The following is a 15,936-nucleotide window of genomic DNA, read 5'->3' as shown; positions in this document are numbered from 1 at the left end:
ATCCGGCAACGGTTCACGGACTTCGTGAGGAATATTTGCCTCTCGACTTCCGGCGCTCGTTGAGGCAAGGATGTCCCCCGTGGCGCGGCATAGACGTCAACGCGAGTTAGACGAACAATCACCAAGACCGGGATCGCTCGAGGAAGAGTTGATCCGCCGGCTGTACGAGGAATTCGGCAGCGCCCTGCTGGGACACTGCATGAGGTTGACGGGCCATGATCGTCAGTGGGCCGAGGACATCGTGCAGGAAACCCTGGTCAGGGCATGGCGCAACGCCGAGAAGCTCGAACGTGACCCCGTGCTCTTGCGGTCGTGGTTGTTCACGGTGGCAAGGCGGTTGGTCATTGACGACAGACGAAAGAGAAGCGTCCGTCCGCAGGAGTTCGAACTGACCCCTTCGGACGAGTCGCCTTCCGGCGGAGAAGAGGATCGCACCCTCGCAGCGATCGTCGTCGCCGAGGCGATGAACGGTCTCTCGGAGGAACACAGGGAGGCTATTCTCGAGACATACCTGCGGGACCGCACCGTCGGTGAGGCCGCGGCGGCACTGGGTGTGCCACCGGGAACGGTCAAGTCGCGGGTGTACTACGCGCTCCGTGCGCTGCGGCGCGCGTTGCACGATCGGGGAGAGACGCGGTGACAACGGCACCAGATCACCTCGACGTCGCCGCCTACGTGCTCGGCATCCTCGATGCCGATGAGGTGGAGGCGTTCGAGAACCACCTGACGGAATGTCGCAGGTGTGCCCTTGACCTGCGCGACTTCGCGGTGGTGCCGGACCTGATCGACGAGGCCGACGCGGGCGGAATGCTGCGCGGAACAGCTCCGGAACGCCCGGACGGCAAGTCGGTGCGGGTCATGCTCGACGCCGTCGCGGCACGCAGGAAGCGCAGACGCTGGTTCGTCGCCCAGGGTGTCGCGGCCGCCGCCGCCGGCATCGTGGCGGTGACGGCCGTCGTCACGTCGCTCGTCGTGCGCGGCAGCGATGACGGTTCGAACCAGGCTGCACCCCAGAACCCCGGCACGACGACGTCGCAGACCCCGGTGGCGAACAACTCCACCGACTCGTCGATGAAGGTGCAGCAGCAGGATCCGAACAGCGGGGTCTTCACGAAGATCATCGCCTCGGACGAGCCGTGGGGCACCTCGATGGACATCGAGGTCAGCGGCATGTCCGGCCCCAGCAAGGGTTCGCTCGTCGCCGTCGGACGCGCGGGCCGCGTCGCCCAGGTCACCTCCTGGTACGCGCCCGAACCGGTGGCAGGCGACCGCAAGACGATCCGGCTCCAGGCCAACGTCGCCATGCGCTGGCACGAGATCGCCACGTTCCGGATCCAGGACGAGAACGGCAAGATCCTGCTCGAAGTCGTCGCCTCCTGACGCGCTTCCCGACACCAGACCACTGCCCCTGCCGGATCCGTGAGATCCTGTGGGGGCGGTTGTCGTTTTGGGGAGGCTTGCACGTGGCGATTGGCCCGTCAGCGGTCGAGCGCTGGCTCGATCTGTCCACAGAGGAGCTGCGCGCTCAGGTCAAGCAGCTCGTGTCCGCCCGGCTACCGGGTGATCACGCTGTGTGGCAGGCGATCCGGCGTCATCCTGCTCTGGTACCACGTATCCGCGGTGTCCTCTCCGGACTCGCCGCGACGGCGGCCGGGAGCAAGGACGAGGCCATGCAGAAGGTGTGGATCTCCAAGGCGCGCGCCGCTTTGGACCAGTCCACACCGCCGCCGGTGAAAGCAGCGCGCAAACCGGCGGTCAAAGAGGTTCCCGTCGAGGAACCCGAACCCGTGATCGAACTGAGGGAGCCCGAGCCACCAGCCCAGAAGCAGCCCCACAAGGCCATTCCGACGATGCTCTTCCAGGAGCCGAGCTAGTGGCGTGACCCGGACCGTTGCGGGGTAGTTCACGCTCAGCAGGGCGCCTCGCGGCACCGCGATGCACCCGTCCGACCGCGAACTCGCCCGGCAACGGTCCGGGCCACACCACTAGGAGCCAGCCAGATGGTCGTCTTCGGGTCGTTCATCTCACTGGCAGGCTTGACGGTCCTGCTGTTCCGCGACGCTCCGCTGGGCGGTCTCAGCCCGGCGGTCGTCGGCTGGGTGATGATCCCGCTCGGCCTGCTGTCCGTCGTGCTGGGCGTGCTGCGCAACCGGCGCAAGCGCGCCCAGAAGGGCCCCGGCCCGGTCGGCAACCCGATCCAGCGCGCGAAGGCGTTGCCGCGCCTGTGGAAGGCCTGGCGCAGCGGCAAGTACCCGGACCTGCCGCGCAGCCAGGTGACGCTCTGGGCGCTGGCGCTGGTCTACCTCGTGTCGCCGATCGACGTCCTGCCGGAGTTCCTGCCACTGATCGGCGTGACCGACGACGCGGGCATGCTCGTGTGGCTGCTCAGCAGTGTGTCGATCGCCTCAGGGTCGTACCTGCGCTGGGAGAAGGACCATCGCGACCCGAGTCGCGGGATCGAGACCCCATGAGGCCTCCACGCGCATGATTTCGACGAGGCCCGGCGAAGGCTCCTCGACCGTCCGGAAGCCCAGGCGCTCGTAGTACGGCGCGTTCCACGGCACGTCCCGGAACGTCGTCAACGTCACCGCGCGCCCTGGCCGCGTCACGTGTTCGATCAGCGCCGCGCCGATCCCCTGGCGTGCGTGCGCGGGATGCACGCTCACCTGGTGGACGTGCACCGCACCGTCCACGTCACCGACCGCGATGAACGCGAGCGGCACGCCCTGCTCCCCCACCGCGACCCAGACCTCGTGCTCTGCCAGTGCTTCCAGCGACATCGGGTCGTCGTCGGCGATCTCGGGCATGCCCACGTCGCGGAACGGCGCGCCGGACGCGATTTCGATCTCCTGGAGGTACGGGAGTTCGGCTGGTTGGGCGAGACGGATCAACACGCCGCAATCCTGGTAGGTCGGACGCGGACCCCGCACCTGAATAACGTTAAAGTCCGACCTGATGCGAACCAGAACCGTGCGCGTCCTCCTGGTCGAGGACGATGATGGCGACGCCCTGCTCGTCGAGGCACTGCTCGAAGAGGCGAGGGCGCCGTTCATCCTGTCGCGCGCCCGCACGCTCGCCGAGGCGGAGCGCATGCTCACCGACGCCGAGTGCGTGCTGCTCGACCTCGGCCTGCCCGACTCGCAGGGGCTGGACAGCCTGCACCGGATGCTCAGCAAACCGGACGCCCCCGCGGTCCTGGTGCTCACCGGACTCGACGACGAACGCGAAGGCATCGACGCGGTCTCGGCCGGCGCCGAGGACTACCTCGTGAAGGGCCAGGTCGACGGCGAACTGCTGCTGCGCGGCGTCCGGTACGCGGTCGAACGCCGCCGCGCCGACGACGCCCAGTTCCAGCTGCGCGAGGCGAAGCTGCTCGCGGCGGAACGGTCCCGCCTCGAACGCGGCCTGCTCCCTCCCCCGCTGCTGAAGGGCTCCGACCTCGAGCTCGAGGTCCGCTACCAGCCCGGCGGCCAGCGAATGCTGCTGGGCGGCGACTTCTACGACGCGGTCGGCCTGCCGGACGGCTCGGTGCACGCGATCATCGGCGACGTCTGCGGCCACGGCCCGGACGAGGCCGCGCTCGGCGTCTGCCTGCGGATCGCCTGGCGCGCCCTGGTGCTCGCGGGCGAGCCACCGGAGAAGGTGCTGCGGACGCTCGACCAGGTGCTCGTCGCGGAACGGCACGGCGAAGGCATCTTCACCACGGCCTGCGTGGTCACCGTGGCACCGGACAGACGCTCGGCCCGCTACTTCCTGGCCGGGCACCCCGAGCCGTTGCTGGTGGTCGGCAAGCAGATCCTCGACCTGCCGCAGTCCAAGATCGGCGTGCCGCTGGGGGTGCTGCCGGACTACGCGTGGACGGGCGTGGACGTGCCGCTGCCGCCCGGCTGGCAGCTCGCCTGCTACACGGATGGACTGATCGAGGGCCGGGTACCCGATGACACCGATCGGCTCGGCGTCGAGCGCCTGTGCGAGATTCTGCGCGAACAGCTGCGATGCAGTCCCGACTGGCTCGACCCTCTGATCGCGGAGGTGACGGAGCTCAACGGAGGGGCGCTCGACGACGACATGGCCGTGCTGCTGCTGAAGGACCCCAGGTGAAGCTGTCCGAGAGGCTGCCGGCGAGCAGGCTGCTGACCGCCATCGTCACGATCCTGCTGGCCATGACCGCGGTGGCCGTCGCCTCGACGGTCGTCGCGCTCGACTCGCTGGGCGACGCGCGAGAGCAGGCCATCGACAAGGTCGCGCCCGCCGAACGCAGGGCCAAGGACCTCAACCGCGCGTTGCTCGACCAGGAGACCGGCCTGCGCGGCTTCGTGCTCACCGGCGAGCAGACGTTCCTCATGCCCTACCTCGACGGCCAGACCGCGGCCACGCAGGCCGAGAACGACGTGCGCGGCTTCGTCGGTGATCCGAACGGCCGGGTCGGCCGCATCGCTACGCTGGCACAGCAGTGGCGCACCGACTACGCGGATCCCACGATCGCTCGCGTCCGCGCCGCCGGTCCCGCGCTGGCACCCGCCGGCGACACCGATCGAGGCAGAGTCCTCTTCGAACAGATCCGCACCGAGATCAGCGCGCTGCAGGCCGACATCGGCGGGCTCGCCGCCACCGCGCGCGACGACGTCACCCACGCCGCGAACGTGGTGCTGTGGCTGGTGATCGGCATGGGCGTGCTGCTGGTCGCGGTGATCGGCGGGCTGTCGTTGCTGTTGTACCGCTTGCTGATCGCACCGCTGGCCGAGCTCGCCGAACAGGTGCGGCAGGTGGCGTCCGGCGACTTCGACCACGAGATCGACGCGCACGGCCCGCGCGAGACGGTGATGCTGGGCGAGGACGTCGACGCCATGCGCCGCCGCATCCTGCAGGAGCTGGCCACGCTGGACGCCGCGTCCGCCGAGCTGCAGCGGTCGAACTCCGAGTTGGAGCAGTTCGCCTACGTCGCCTCGCACGACCTGCAGGAGCCGCTGCGCAAGGTGGCGTCGTTCTGCCAGCTGCTGCAACGACGTTACGGCGGCAAGCTGGACGAACGCGCCGACCAGTACATCGAGTTCGCCGTCGACGGCGCGAAGCGGATGCAGGGCCTGATCAACGACCTGCTGGCGTTCTCCCGCGTCGGCCGCATCACCCGCGAACGCACGATGGTCGACCTCGGCGAGGTGATCCGCCAGCTGGTGGACAGCTTCTCCGAGCGCATCGAGGAGACCAACGCCCACGTCGTGGCCGGCGACCTGCCTTCCGTGCGTGGTGAGGCGACTCTGCTCAGCGCGGTCTTCCAGAACCTGATAAGCAATGCGTTGAAGTTCCGCGGCTCGGCCGACCCGATCGTCAACATCGAGGCCGAGCGCGACGGGGACATGTGGAAGTTCTCCGTGCACGACAACGGGATCGGGATCGAGCCCGAGTACGCCGACCGGATCTTCGTGATCTTCCAGCGGCTGCACCCGAAGGACGCCTATCCGGGCACGGGCATCGGGCTGGCGATGTGCCGGAAGATCGTCGAGTACCACGGCGGGACCATCTGGCTGAAGACCGATGTGGACGCCGGCACGACCTTCGAGTTCACCCTGCCCGTCGCAGAAGAAGACTTGGCAGAACTGCCGACGACACCGATCGAGGTACCGCATGACTGAAACACCGATGACCGTCATCGACGTCCTGCTCGTCGAGGACGACCCGGGCGACGCGCTGATGACGCAGGAAGCCTTCGAGCACCACAAGATCCGCAACACCCTGCACGTCGTGAAGGACGGCGTGGAAGCGCTCGCATTCCTGCGGCGCGAGGGCGAGTTCGCCGACGCGCCGCGGCCGGGCCTGATCCTGCTGGACCTCAACCTGCCCCGCAAGGACGGCCGCGAAGTGCTGGCCGAGGTGAAGGCGGACGCCGACCTGCGGCACATCCCCGTGGTCGTGCTGACGACGTCGGACGCCGAAGAGGACATCCTGCGCAGCTACAGCCTGCACGCCAACGCTTACGTCACCAAGCCGGTGGACTTCGACCGGTTCATCGAGGTTGTTCGTCAGATCGATGACTTCTTCGTCACCGTGGTGAAGCTGCCCCGCTGATCACGGCGGCGCTGAAGTCCAGGCAGGACCGGCAGATCTGCGCGTCCTTCTCCGTGCTTTGGTGCACCGGCTTGGTCTCGCTGCAGAACGAACACGTGCCGACCTCGGCGACCTGAGCCTCGGCAACGCAGATGTCGCAGATCAGTGCGGCCGGTCCGGCCATCATCTTGTCGACGTCGGCGGCCACTCGCCCGCAGAACCAGCACTGCTCGGTCCGCTTGGACTGTTCGACGATCTGGTGCACGCGCTGATGACTCAGCTTCAGCGCCTCCGCGATCTCGCGCATCGACCCGCCGGCGCGGTGCAGGCGCAGCACGCTGTGGTGGTACACGGCCTTCGCGATGTCGGCCTGGTCCTGAGCAGCGGCCGCAGCCGTACCGGCCTTGCGCGCCGCTGCCAGCAGTTCCTCGTCAAGGGTCACGTCGTCTAGGCTAGCTAGACGCGTCTAGGGTGTCTAGACAGTCCTGCTGTCAGTCCACGCTGCGCACGATCAACGGGTCGTCGTCGGCCTGCACGACCCACTGCTGGTCGTCACGAGGTTCGGGGATGACCGGTGCCCACAGGCCATCCCCTCCCGGCCTGCTGATTTCGTTCGGCATAGTCATGCTTTTCGGCTACCCGTTTGCGCGGAACGTATGCGTGAAGCGCCCGTGCGGCGGGTGGTGCAACCACCAGCGCATCCTCTGCAGGCCAGAAGGATCACCGTGTCTGGACCATTCGAGTGTTGGTGTTCTCGAACGGTTCGACCTGCGGCGCAGTATCTCTTGGGGGGCCTGACCATGGTGGACATGTGGATGTTGTCCGTTGCCGCAGCACTCATCGGCGCCGCGGAGGAGTTGGATTCCGCAGCTCTGACGCAGCTGGAGGAAGCGGTCCGTGCGGTGCCCGGCCTGGGCGATGCGCTGGATGCGGCTCGCGCGGGAGATGAGTCCGACACGGTCCACCTCGCTGAGGAACTGGCGAACGGCCTCAAGGCCGCCTATGACGGTGGTGGCGCTTTCTCCATCCTGCTCGACGTTCTCTGGCCCGAGGTGCTGTTCGGTCCCAAGGCGAAGAGCGTCAGCAACGTCCACACCGGCACCGTCCACGGCACCATGGTTCAACTCGGTGTCGGTACGATCAACCTCTCCGGTCCACCGAGCCCGGCCCGGTCACGATTCTCATTCTTCGGCTCTGGGCGACGCGCCAAAAAGCACCGCCCGTGACCAACACGGCCGCGACGACAGCCGCTACGCCGCGAACGCTGTCCATTGCCCTTCGGAGACCACCTCGACGGAGCCGTCGACGACCTTGATGGCGGTCTGTTCGTCGATGGCGTAGGCCGGCACGCCGATGTCGGCGGCCCACCGCTCCGCGTCGGCCAGGGTGTTCGTGGGGAAGGCGTTCAGGTGCGGGAAGATCGAGAAGTCGACGACTCCCAGGGTGCGGTCGTCCGGCGCGGACGGCCACTCGACGAAGTACTTCCCGATCCGCGGCGTCATCACCATGCTTCCGGCGCTCATGCCGATCCAGACCGTGTCGGGCAGCGACGGCAGCAAATCTGCCAGTCCGGACTCACGCATCCAGTGGCACAGGTAGGTCGCGTCGCCACCGCCGACCAGGAGCACGTCCGCGTCCCGGATCCACGGAACCCAGCGCTGCGCGCCGATGGTGGGCAGCGCGGTGAGCTCGAGGACGCCGAGCGACGCCCAGCCCAGGCCGGAGAAGTGCCGCCACGCCGGCTTGGCGGCCACGAGTCCCTGCACCGATGCCGGACCGCACATCGGGTGGGCCCACTGGGCGGTCGGGATGCAGAGAGCGTGGCACTCGGAGATCGGCTTGCCGAGAAGCTGTACGAGCGCCGCGTGGATGCTCGGGTTCGTGACGCCGCCTGACGTGAGCAGGAGCCGCAAAGCTGCCTCCAAATCGCGAGGAAGGTCGATGTGTCTGCAGACCACGGACCGGGCCGGGACTCATCGCAGTTCGCGCAACCTGTTCGCTACTCCAGCCGAAGGTCCTGTTCTGGCACGACTCGTTGCACGGAACGTATGCCTGACAACATGGTCGTGATGGCGTCCATGACCCGCGTGGTGGCCTCGTCCAGCACCTCGGCGGTCAGCTCGCGGTCGTAGAGGTCGGACAGGTCGACCGGCGCGCCCGCCACCACCTCGACCCGTTTGCGCGGCAACAACCTCGGCAGGATCGTGCCCCTCGGCAGCAGGTCCTGCGTGCCCCACTCGGCGACCGGCACGACCGGCACCTGGGCCTCCAGGGCCATCCGCGCGACACCGGACTTGCCCTTCATCGGCCAGTTGTCGGGGTCGTTGGTGAACGTGCCCTCGGGGAACACCATCACGCACTCCCCCGCCTGCAAGGCTTCCACCGCCGGCTTCAGAGCCTCGGCGGCCTTGACCGAGCCGCGTTCGACCGGGATGTGGCCGCCGGACCGCATGACCCAGCCGATGACCGGGGTGCGCCACAGCGACGCCTTGGCCAGCACGCGCGGCACCCGCTTGGACATCAGCGCGAACACCACGGCGGCGACGGTGTCGGAGTTCGACAGGTGGTTGAACGCGAGGATCACGCCGCCGTTGCCCGGCACGTGCTGCCGGCCGCGCACGTCGAGGCGGACGAACAGCACCACGATCGGCCACAGCACGTCGATCGCCAGCGAGAACCAGAACCCCCGGCCTCTGCGGGGCATCTTCCAGGTCCAGGCGGCCAGCTCAAACGGTGTCACGCTGGTATTCGAGCACGCCCGCGTTCACCGTTCGGGTCAATTCGCCACGTTCGACCAGAACGTCGAGGTGCGCGGCCGTCTCGCCGATGGCCAGCACCTGGTTGAACATGTCGAGATCGTCGAACCGGCGCTGACGCCGGGTCCAGCCGATCTTGCGGGCGGTCTCGAACGCGCTGCCGCTGACCGCCCTCAGGATCTCTTCCAGACGCTGTTCGTGGTGGTGCAGCAACTCATCGACACGTTCGTGCGAGCTGTCGGTCACCGGGCCGTGCGCCGGCAACAGCTTGAGGTCCGGCAACTCGCGCGTGAGCCGCAACGAGGTCATGTAGTCGCCGAGCGGCAGTTCGGGTCGCAACGGCTCGAAGCCGATCGACGGCGTGATGTGCGGGAGCACGTGGTCGCCGGAGAACAGCACTCGAGCGGTGTGGTCGACGAACACGACGTGCCCGCGCGTGTGGCCGGGCGTCGGGACGACCTCGAGCTTGCGGTGTTCGAGGTCGACCGTGCTGCGGACGAGCCACTCGTCCGGTTCCTCGTAGTCGCGCAGGGCGTCGTCGCGGTTGACGTGGTGCATGATCTTGATCCACGTCTCAGCCAGCTCGCCCGCACCCCATTTGCGCAGGTCGGAAACGTGCTGGTCCTCCTGCCCGTGCAGGATGTGCCGGAGCGACGGCTGCTCGCCGAGGCCGAGCCCGATGCGAGCGCCGAACAGGCGCCGCAACGACACCGCCATCGTGAAGTGGTCGCGGTGCACGTGCGTGACGAGGAACCGCCGGATGTCCTCGAAACCCTTGTTCAACGTGCCCAGCGCGGCTTCCAGCTGGTCACGTGCCTCGTCCAGCGCCCAGCCGGAGTCGACCATGACCAGGCCGTCGCCGTCCTCGATCGCGTAGACGTTGACCGCGCGCAGGCCGTCGTTCGGCAACGGCAGCGGGATGCGGTGCACTCCTGGTGCCACCTCGAACGCGCCCGGTTCACTCCACACGCCCGCTCACCTCATTGTTAGCGCTTGCAACTATCTACCGGACGGTAACACGGTATTCGGGGTGCTTGTCGATGTACTTCGCCACGAACGGGCAGAGTGGGGAAACCTTTACCCCACGAGCCTGCGCGTCGTCGAGTGCGAACTTGGCGAGCTGGCCGCCGAGCCCCTGCCCGGCGTAGGCCTCGTCGACCTCGGTGTGCACCAGCGCGATGACGTCTCCGATGGTCCGGTACTCCAGGAACCCGGCGAGCGCGCCGTCGACGTGGACCTCGTAGCGGCTCTGGGCCTCGTTGTTGTTGACCACGTCAACCATCTTGCCCTGGGCAATGGAAAATGGCCCGCATGGACGTCTACCTCCTGATCCTGGGTGACCACCTGCCCAACCCGTGCACGGGCGAGGAGGTGTCCCAGGCCGACCGCCTGCGGGCGATGGTGGAGCAGGCCGTCGTGGCCGAGGAGGCGGGCTTCGCGGGTGTGGCGATCGGCGAGCACCACTTCACCCGCTACATCGTGTCGGCACCCGAACTGCTCCTCGCCGGTGTAGCCGCGCGGACGTCCAGGTTGAAGCTGTCCACCGGCGTGACGCTGCTGGCCCACCGCGACCCGGTCCTGGTCGCGGAGTCGCTGGCCACGCTGGACGTGCTGTCCGACGGCCGGGCCGAGCTGATCGTGGCGCGCGGCGTCGACCAGCAGACCGACGCGGCGTTCGGCGTGCAGCCGGGCCAGCTGCGGGAGCGGTTCGAGGAGCACCTGCGGTTGCTCATCAAGCTGCTGGAGGAGCCGGAGGTGAGCTGGGACGGCCGGTTCCGCGGCCCGCTCAGCCACGTGACCACGACGCCACGACCGGTGCAGGCGCCGCGGCCGACGGTGTGGATCGGTTCCGGGTCGGCGGTCTCGGCCGATCTGGGGGCAGAGCTGAAGATGCCGCTGATGCTGCCGTCCACGTTGCGCGACCCGTCGATCTACGCCGAAGTCGTGCAGCGGTACCGGGAACGCTTCCCCGGCGGGCGCGTCGGCGTGCCGAGCCATGTGTTCGTGGCGCACGAGGACGCGCGCGACCGGTGGCGGCCGCACCTCGCCGAGTACGCGCGGTTCGCCGACCCGTGGCGCGGCGACGGTGACATCGACGTGGACGCGATCATGGACGGCGCGGCGGTGTGCGGGACGCCGGACGAGGTCGCGCAGCGGCTCAACGCGTTGGCGGAGCTGCTGAGCATCGACACGCACCTGGTGATGGTGGACATCGGTGGCATGCCGCCCGAGTCGGTGATCGAGACGATCCGCCTGTTCGGTGCGGAAGTGCTGCCGAAACTTGTTTAACACCAACGGTGCCAAGGGTTAACACAGATCCGCGACGATTCTCGGGTGGGCATCACCGTCATCGGCATCACGCATCCTGGGCAGGTCGGGGAGCTCCCCGGCGGCACGAACGTGCTGGTGCTGGCCGATGACGGCACGTACGCCGACGAGTTCCTCGACACCGACTTCGGCGCGCATCAGCTGGTGGTGCGCGCACACGGGCGCGGGTCGGCGTTCTTCGGGGTGGCGGACAAAGCCCGTGAGTTGGGTGCGGATCGGATCCTCTTCGGCGGTGCGCACGACATCGCCGCCTCTTTCGCCACCGGAGAGGATCCCGTGCTCGTGCTCGGCGTGCGTCCACCGGGCGGTCCGATCGCGTGCAACGCGGCGTTCGCGCAGTGGCTGGACCGCTGGCCCAGGCCGGCTCGCGCCTATCGCCAGGACGTGGACCACTGGCTCGCCGAGAACGCGTTGAGGGAAGGCCTCCGCGTCGAACTGGTTTCGTGGCGAATGGAACCCACCGTCGCAATGCGACGGAAGTTGACGGCCTAGTCATCGGAAGGCGGAAGACACTGCGCCCGCAGTGAAATACCGTTTCTTCCGCACCGCATCTGTCTGCACACGCAGCGCAGCTGAGAGATCTCTCAGCGTGGCGGCAGGGGGCGGGTCGCCGGGGTTAATCTCAGGGTCGTCTCAGTGGAAGACCTGACCCTTCGGTGTGCCCGTGTCGCCGAAGATGGTGCGCACGAGACCCACAGGAGGGGACAGACAGTGAGCGCGTCCGATGGAGTCGCGGCCAGAGCCGTTGACGTGTGGAAGAAGTACGGGTCCGGCGACGCTGCCGTGACCGCGCTCGCGGGGGTGAGCGTCGACCTGGAGAAGTCCAGGTTCACTGCGATCATGGGCCCGTCGGGGTCGGGCAAGTCGACGCTGATGCACTGCCTCGCGGGACTCGACGACGTGACCGGCGGCGAGGTGTGGATCGGCGACACGAAGGTCACCGGGTTGAAGGACCGCGGTCTGACCGAACTGCGGCGCGACAAGGTCGGCTTCATCTTCCAGCAGTTCAACCTGCTGCCGACGCTGACCGCGGAGGAGAACATCACGCTGCCGCTCTCGATCGGCGGCAAGAAGGTCGACCGGGCTTGGTTCGACGTCGTCGTCGACACGGTGGGTCTGAGGGACAGGCTGACCCACCGGCCGACGCAGCTCTCGGGTGGCCAGCAGCAGCGCGTGGCTTGTGCGCGGGCGTTGGTGTCGCGGCCCGACGTCGTGTTCGCGGACGAGCCGACCGGCAACCTGGACTCGCAGTCCGGTGCCGAGGTGCTGGGGTTCCTGCAGCGGTCCGCCCGTGAGTTCGGGCAGACGATCGTGATGGTCACGCACGACCCGAACGCCGCTTCGTACGCCGACCGCGTCATCTTCCTCAAGGACGGCCAGATCGTCCGCGAGCTGCTTTCGCCGTCCGCGGAAGAAGTTCTGGAGACGATGAAGCACCTCGACGACGTCGCGGTGCCGCATGTTTAAGGCGACTATCAAGAGCTTGCTGTCGCGCAAGCTCCGGCTCGTGCTGTCCGCGCTCGCCGTGGTGCTGGGCGTGATGTTCGTGTCCGGTTCGTTCGTGCTGACCGACACGCTTCAGCGTTCGTTCACCGACCTGTTCTCGTCGGCTTACGCCAATGTGGACGTTTCGGTGGCACCGAAGGCGGAGAAGGGCAAGGAGCCCGTACCGCTGACGCCCCAGACGATCGCGGACGTGAAGTCGGTGCCGGGCGTGGCGTCGGCCGTTGGTGACGTGCAGGGTTCTGCGCGGCCGATCGGCAAGAACGGCAAGGTCATGACCACGTCGGGCGCGCCGCGGATCGGGTTCAACTGGACGGGCACCGGCCAGGAGAAGATCCGGGACGGCAAGGCGCCCCAGGCGGAGGGCGAGGTCGCGGTCGGCGCGTTCCTGGCGTCCACCGGTCAGTTCAAGGTGGGCGACGAGATCTCGCTGCTCACGTTGGAGCCCAAGAAGACCTTCAAGATCTCTGGCGTGTTCGAGTACGCGGGCGGCCGTGACTCGCTGGGCGGTGAGCTGTCGGTCGCGTTCACCGAGCCCGTCGCGCAGCAGCTGTTGCTGGGCGGGAAGGACAAGTTCTCGGGCGTCACGGTCACGGCGGCACAGGGCACGTCCGACGACGCGTTGCGTGACGCGGTCGCAGCGAAGATGGGCTCCGGTTACGACGTGAAGACCGGTGCGGTGCTGGCGAAGGAGCAGGCCGACCAGATCAACGAGGGCCTGAAGTTCTTCAACTACGTGCTGCTCGGGTTCGCCGGCATCGCGTTGTTCGTCGGCATCTTCATCATCCTCAACACGTTCTCCATCATCGTCGCCCAGCGCACGCGTGAGCTGGCGCTGCTGCGGTCGATGGGTGCGTCACGCGGCCAGGTCATCGGGTCCGTGGTGCTGGAGGCACTGGTGATCGGCCTGATCGCCTCGATCGTCGGCCTCGGGGCCGGCATCGGCGTGGGTGCGTTGCTGGCCAACATCTTCAGCACGGTCGGCGGCGGCAACCTGCACCTCGCGGGCATCGGCGTGCCGATGTCGGCGATCATCTCGTCGTTCGCGGTCGGCATGATCGTCACGGTGATCGCGGCGGTGCTGCCGGCGCTGCGGGCGTCGCGGATCGCCCCGGTCGCGGCGATGCGGGAGGCGGCGACGCCGGACCGGCCGCTCACGAAGATCACGATCTTCGGTGCCGTGGTCGTGGCGCTGGGCGGCACTGGCCTCGGCTTCGGGTTCAACAACGGATCGCTGCCGCTGATCTTCGGCGGCATCCTGGTGGCGTTCGTCGGTGTCGCGTTGCTGACCCCGCTGCTGTCCAAACCGATGGTGTCGTTGATCGGCCGCCTGCTGTCGTGGTCGATGCCAGGCCTGCTGGGCCGCAGGAACTCCGCGCGCAACCCGCGCCGGACCGCGATCACCGCGGCCGCGCTGATGGTCGGCATCTCGCTGATCACCGGCGTGAGCGTGGTGCTCACGTCGGCGACCAAGTCGATCGAGAAGCTGGCCGCGGGCCAGATCCAGACCGACCTGATCATCTCCGGCGAGGGCCAGATGGAGGGCATGCCCGCGACGTTCAAGCGGGACGTGCTGACGAAGGTCGAGCAGACCGACGGCGTGGGCTCCGCGTTCGGCTGGGCCTCCGACGGCGTGCTGCAGGGCGAGGACCAGATGTTCGCCATCGCCCCGACCAGCGTGCCCGCGATGAAGCAGATGCTCGGCCTCAAGCCGAAGTTCGGCGACATCGCACCGCTCAAGGACAACCAGATCGCGATGCCGGAGGACCTCGCGTCCGAGAAGGGCCTCTCGGTCGGCAGCACGCTGACCCTGCAACTGGCCAAGGCCGAACCTCAGACGTTCACCGTCGGGTTCATCTGGGCCAAGACGCAGGTGCTGCAGGGCGCGCTGGTGCTGCCGGAGTCGGCGGGCAAGGGCTTCCGGTCCGACCAGATCGGCCAGGCGTTCGTGCAGACGAAGCCGGGCGCGTCGGCGGTGGACGTGCAGAAGCGCATCGAGCCGCTGTTCGCGGACAACCCCGAGATCACCGTGCAGGACCGCAGCGCGTTCGTGAAGCAGACGACCTCGCAGTTCGACACGGTCCTGCTGATGATCCAGATCCTGCTGGCGCTGGCGATCCTGATCGCGGTCCTCGGCGTCATCAACACGCTCGCCCTGTCGGTGATCGAGCGGACCCGCGAACTGGGTCTGCTGCGGGCCATCGGCATGCGGCGGTCGCAGGTGATGCGGATGATCACCGTCGAGTCGGTGGTGATCTCGGTGTTCGGCGCGGTGCTCGGCCTCGCGGTCGGCGTGGCGCTGGGTCTCGCGACCGTGCAGGCGTTGAAGGACCAGGGCATCTCGGAGATCGGGTTCCCCTGGGTCACCATGGTCCAGTACCTGGTGGTGGCCGCGTTCGTCGGCGTGATCGCGGCGATCCTGCCCGCGATCAGGGCGGCGCGTCTGAACGTCCTGGACGCGATCGCCTACGAGTGAGCCCGTACGAGTCGTGTCCACGTTTCGACGAGCCACGACTCGTACTGCTCGATCGTTTGTTCTGTCGTCTTGGTGAGCAGCAGGTAGGTCTCGGCCTGACCGAGCACCGCACCCGTCTCCGCCACCCAGTCGATGTTCTGCGCTGAGATCAGGCCATCGGCGGCCAGCTTCCGGAAGAAGCCGCCGATGGCCTGATGTGTCTGCGCACGGGCCGCCTGTGCGCGTTCGGCGATCTCCGGTTCGATCGCTTCGGCCTGTTGTGCCACCTGGAGCAGCGACCCGGTGCGGCCCATCAACTGCCCGCCGATCGCGGCCATGCGCGCGATGCGTTCCTCCGCCGTCGGCGCGTTCATCGCCTGCTGGAACCAGTCCCGGTCCGGCACGGCCACGCGGTGGTAGTCCCCCGCGATCGCGACGTCCAGGCACCGCTGCAGCAGCACGGCCTTGGTCGCGAACCGCACGTACACCGTGCGAGCCCCCACCCCCGCGTGTTTCGCCACGTCGGTGAGCGTCGTGGCGACGTAGCCGCGTTCGGTGAACAGTTCGGTGGCCGCCTCGATGATCCGGACCTCGGTGTCCGCTCGGCGCGCCGCTCGCAAATCCCTGTTGACGTCTTCTGCCACGTGTTGCAGTCTAACTGCATACATGCAGTCTCACTGCAACCAAGGGGTAACGATCATGGGCGCACCGCGGCTGGACGGCATCCATCATCTGAAACTGCCGGTCTCCGACCTGGACAAGTCGCTGGACTGGTACACGATGAACCTGGGCTACGAGCTGGCCGTGAACTTCGTCGAGCAGGGCGTGCGGATGGGGGTGTCCATGGAT

20 protein-coding genes and 1 pseudogene are annotated in these 15,936 nt (G+C 67.8%); 13 read left to right on the top strand and 8 right to left on the bottom strand.

Features of this window, described 5'->3' with window-relative positions:
* Window positions 1–70: 70 nt before the first annotated feature.
* The 4 genes from DI276_RS30280 (at window position 71) to DI276_RS30265 (ending at window position 2,471) form a co-directional block, all read left to right on the top strand.
* The gene (locus tag DI276_RS30280) at window positions 71–640 is read left to right on the top strand and encodes a sigma-70 family RNA polymerase sigma factor (protein ID WP_030468711.1); all 570 of its coding nucleotides are present in this window, start codon (window positions 71–73) and stop codon (window positions 638–640) included.
* Window positions 637–1,380, top strand: coding sequence for an anti-sigma factor family protein (locus DI276_RS30275; protein ID WP_112269552.1), 744 nt, complete (start codon window positions 637–639; stop codon window positions 1,378–1,380). Before DI276_RS30280 ends, DI276_RS30275 begins: the two co-directional genes overlap by 4 nt.
* Window positions 1,381–1,463: 83 nt before the next feature.
* A complete protein-coding gene (locus tag DI276_RS30270) occupies window positions 1,464–1,874 on the top strand; it encodes a hypothetical protein (RefSeq protein ID WP_112269550.1) in 411 nt (136 codons plus the stop codon).
* A gap of 126 nt (window positions 1,875–2,000) precedes the next feature.
* On the top strand, window positions 2,001–2,471 hold the full coding sequence (locus tag DI276_RS30265; RefSeq protein ID WP_112269548.1) for a YkvA family protein: 471 nt from the start codon (window positions 2,001–2,003) through the stop codon (window positions 2,469–2,471).
* Here DI276_RS30265 and DI276_RS30260 read toward each other — a convergent pair.
* A complete protein-coding gene (locus tag DI276_RS30260) occupies window positions 2,406–2,891 on the bottom strand; it encodes a GNAT family N-acetyltransferase (RefSeq protein WP_198681020.1) in 486 nt (161 codons plus the stop codon). The two genes, DI276_RS30265 and DI276_RS30260, sit on opposite strands and share 66 nt — an antisense overlap.
* 64 nt (window positions 2,892–2,955) lie before the next feature.
* Here DI276_RS30260 and DI276_RS30255 point away from each other — a divergent pair, with 64 nt between their 5' ends.
* Genes DI276_RS30255 through DI276_RS30245 form a run of 3 tightly spaced genes read left to right on the top strand, consistent with a single transcriptional unit; the run spans window position 2,956 to window position 6,066 of the window.
* On the top strand, window positions 2,956–4,101 hold the full coding sequence (locus tag DI276_RS30255) for a PP2C family protein-serine/threonine phosphatase (RefSeq protein ID WP_112269544.1): 1,146 nt from the start codon (window positions 2,956–2,958) through the stop codon (window positions 4,099–4,101).
* Window positions 4,098–5,633 (top strand): sensor histidine kinase, encoded by a 1,536-nt coding sequence (locus tag DI276_RS30250; protein ID WP_232837024.1) that lies wholly within the window; start codon window positions 4,098–4,100, stop codon window positions 5,631–5,633. Before DI276_RS30255 ends, DI276_RS30250 begins: the two co-directional genes overlap by 4 nt.
* Entirely contained in the window at window positions 5,626–6,066 is a 441-nt protein-coding gene (locus DI276_RS30245; RefSeq protein WP_198680993.1) for a response regulator, read from the top strand. Before DI276_RS30250 ends, DI276_RS30245 begins: the two co-directional genes overlap by 8 nt.
* Here the strand turns inward: DI276_RS30245 and DI276_RS30240 are convergent.
* Both DI276_RS30240 and DI276_RS53095 read right to left on the bottom strand, forming a co-directional pair.
* The gene (locus tag DI276_RS30240; RefSeq protein ID WP_112269538.1) at window positions 6,041–6,487 is read right to left on the bottom strand and encodes a MarR family transcriptional regulator; all 447 of its coding nucleotides are present in this window, start codon (window positions 6,485–6,487) and stop codon (window positions 6,041–6,043) included. The two genes, DI276_RS30245 and DI276_RS30240, sit on opposite strands and share 26 nt — an antisense overlap.
* 49 nt (window positions 6,488–6,536) lie before the next feature.
* Window positions 6,537–6,665: a hypothetical protein gene (locus DI276_RS53095; RefSeq protein WP_269814311.1), complete on the bottom strand. Its 129-nt coding sequence runs from the start codon at window positions 6,663–6,665 to the stop codon at window positions 6,537–6,539.
* 51 nt (window positions 6,666–6,716) lie between these two features.
* On the opposite strand from DI276_RS53095, the gene DI276_RS30235 reads away from it, so the two are divergent.
* Window positions 6,717–7,271, top strand: coding sequence for a hypothetical protein (locus DI276_RS30235; RefSeq protein WP_157985036.1), 555 nt, complete (start codon window positions 6,717–6,719; stop codon window positions 7,269–7,271).
* A gap of 24 nt (window positions 7,272–7,295) precedes the next feature.
* Here DI276_RS30235 and DI276_RS30230 read toward each other — a convergent pair whose 3' ends face one another.
* From DI276_RS30230 to DI276_RS30215, 4 genes are all read right to left on the bottom strand, one after another.
* On the bottom strand, window positions 7,296–7,958 hold the full coding sequence (locus DI276_RS30230; protein WP_112269533.1) for a Type 1 glutamine amidotransferase-like domain-containing protein: 663 nt from the start codon (window positions 7,956–7,958) through the stop codon (window positions 7,296–7,298).
* Window positions 7,959–8,044: 86 nt separating this feature from the next.
* Window positions 8,045–8,785 (bottom strand): lysophospholipid acyltransferase family protein, encoded by a 741-nt coding sequence (locus DI276_RS30225; RefSeq protein WP_232837023.1) that lies wholly within the window; start codon window positions 8,783–8,785, stop codon window positions 8,045–8,047.
* On the bottom strand, window positions 8,772–9,770 hold the full coding sequence (locus DI276_RS30220; protein ID WP_112269531.1) for an MBL fold metallo-hydrolase: 999 nt from the start codon (window positions 9,768–9,770) through the stop codon (window positions 8,772–8,774). The genes DI276_RS30225 and DI276_RS30220 overlap by 14 nt, the downstream gene beginning before the upstream one ends.
* 34 nt (window positions 9,771–9,804) lie before the next feature.
* A complete protein-coding gene (locus DI276_RS30215) occupies window positions 9,805–10,074 on the bottom strand; it encodes a GNAT family N-acetyltransferase (RefSeq protein WP_232837022.1) in 270 nt (89 codons plus the stop codon).
* A 38-nt stretch (window positions 10,075–10,112) separates the two neighbouring features.
* Between DI276_RS30215 and DI276_RS30210 the strand changes: the two genes are divergently transcribed.
* The 4 genes from DI276_RS30210 (at window position 10,113) to DI276_RS30195 (ending at window position 15,108) form a co-directional block, all read left to right on the top strand.
* A complete protein-coding gene (locus DI276_RS30210; RefSeq protein WP_157985035.1) occupies window positions 10,113–11,090 on the top strand; it encodes an LLM class flavin-dependent oxidoreductase in 978 nt (325 codons plus the stop codon).
* A 45-nt stretch (window positions 11,091–11,135) separates the two neighbouring features.
* On the top strand, window positions 11,136–11,621 hold the full coding sequence (locus tag DI276_RS30205; RefSeq protein WP_112269525.1) for a hypothetical protein: 486 nt from the start codon (window positions 11,136–11,138) through the stop codon (window positions 11,619–11,621).
* Window positions 11,622–11,840: 219 nt separating this feature from the next.
* The gene (locus DI276_RS30200) at window positions 11,841–12,596 is read left to right on the top strand and encodes an ABC transporter ATP-binding protein (protein ID WP_112269523.1); all 756 of its coding nucleotides are present in this window, start codon (window positions 11,841–11,843) and stop codon (window positions 12,594–12,596) included.
* Window positions 12,589–15,108 carry an ABC transporter permease gene (locus tag DI276_RS30195; protein ID WP_112269521.1) on the top strand — a complete coding sequence of 840 codons (2,520 nt, stop codon included), beginning with the start codon at window positions 12,589–12,591 and terminating at the stop codon, window positions 15,106–15,108. Before DI276_RS30200 ends, DI276_RS30195 begins: the two co-directional genes overlap by 8 nt.
* Here the strand turns inward: DI276_RS30195 and DI276_RS30190 are convergent.
* A complete protein-coding gene (locus DI276_RS30190) occupies window positions 15,099–15,731 on the bottom strand; it encodes a TetR/AcrR family transcriptional regulator (RefSeq protein ID WP_157985034.1) in 633 nt (210 codons plus the stop codon). The two genes, DI276_RS30195 and DI276_RS30190, sit on opposite strands and share 10 nt — an antisense overlap.
* Here DI276_RS30190 and DI276_RS53490 point away from each other — a divergent pair.
* Window positions 15,667–15,927, top strand: a pseudogene (locus tag DI276_RS53490) (VOC family protein); the annotation flags it as partial. The gene DI276_RS30190 and the pseudogene DI276_RS53490 sit on opposite strands and share 65 nt — an antisense overlap.
* Window positions 15,928–15,936 lie beyond the last annotated feature (9 nt).

The organism is Lentzea terrae, from assembly GCF_003265345.1.
Lineage (GTDB): Bacteria > Actinomycetota > Actinomycetes > Mycobacteriales > Pseudonocardiaceae > Lentzea > Lentzea terrae.
This window is presented reverse-complemented; position numbering and strand designations above follow the sequence as displayed.

Excerpts from the sequence above, each read along its gene's own strand:
- DI276_RS30280 (WP_030468711.1), top strand. The coding sequence starts at position 71 with ATGTCCCCCGTGGCGCGGCATAGACGTCAACGCGAGTTAGACGAACAA.
- DI276_RS53095 (WP_269814311.1), bottom strand. The coding sequence starts at position 6,665 with ATGCCGAACGAAATCAGCAGGCCGGGAGGGGATGGCCTGTGGGCACCG.
- DI276_RS30245 (WP_198680993.1), top strand. The coding sequence starts at position 5,626 with ATGACTGAAACACCGATGACCGTCATCGACGTCCTGCTCGTCGAGGAC.
- DI276_RS30210 (WP_157985035.1), top strand. The coding sequence starts at position 10,113 with ATGGACGTCTACCTCCTGATCCTGGGTGACCACCTGCCCAACCCGTGC.
- DI276_RS30265 (WP_112269548.1), top strand. The coding sequence starts at position 2,001 with ATGGTCGTCTTCGGGTCGTTCATCTCACTGGCAGGCTTGACGGTCCTG.
- DI276_RS30255 (WP_112269544.1), top strand. The coding sequence starts at position 2,956 with ATGCGAACCAGAACCGTGCGCGTCCTCCTGGTCGAGGACGATGATGGC.
- DI276_RS30195 (WP_112269521.1), top strand. The coding sequence starts at position 12,589 with ATGTTTAAGGCGACTATCAAGAGCTTGCTGTCGCGCAAGCTCCGGCTC.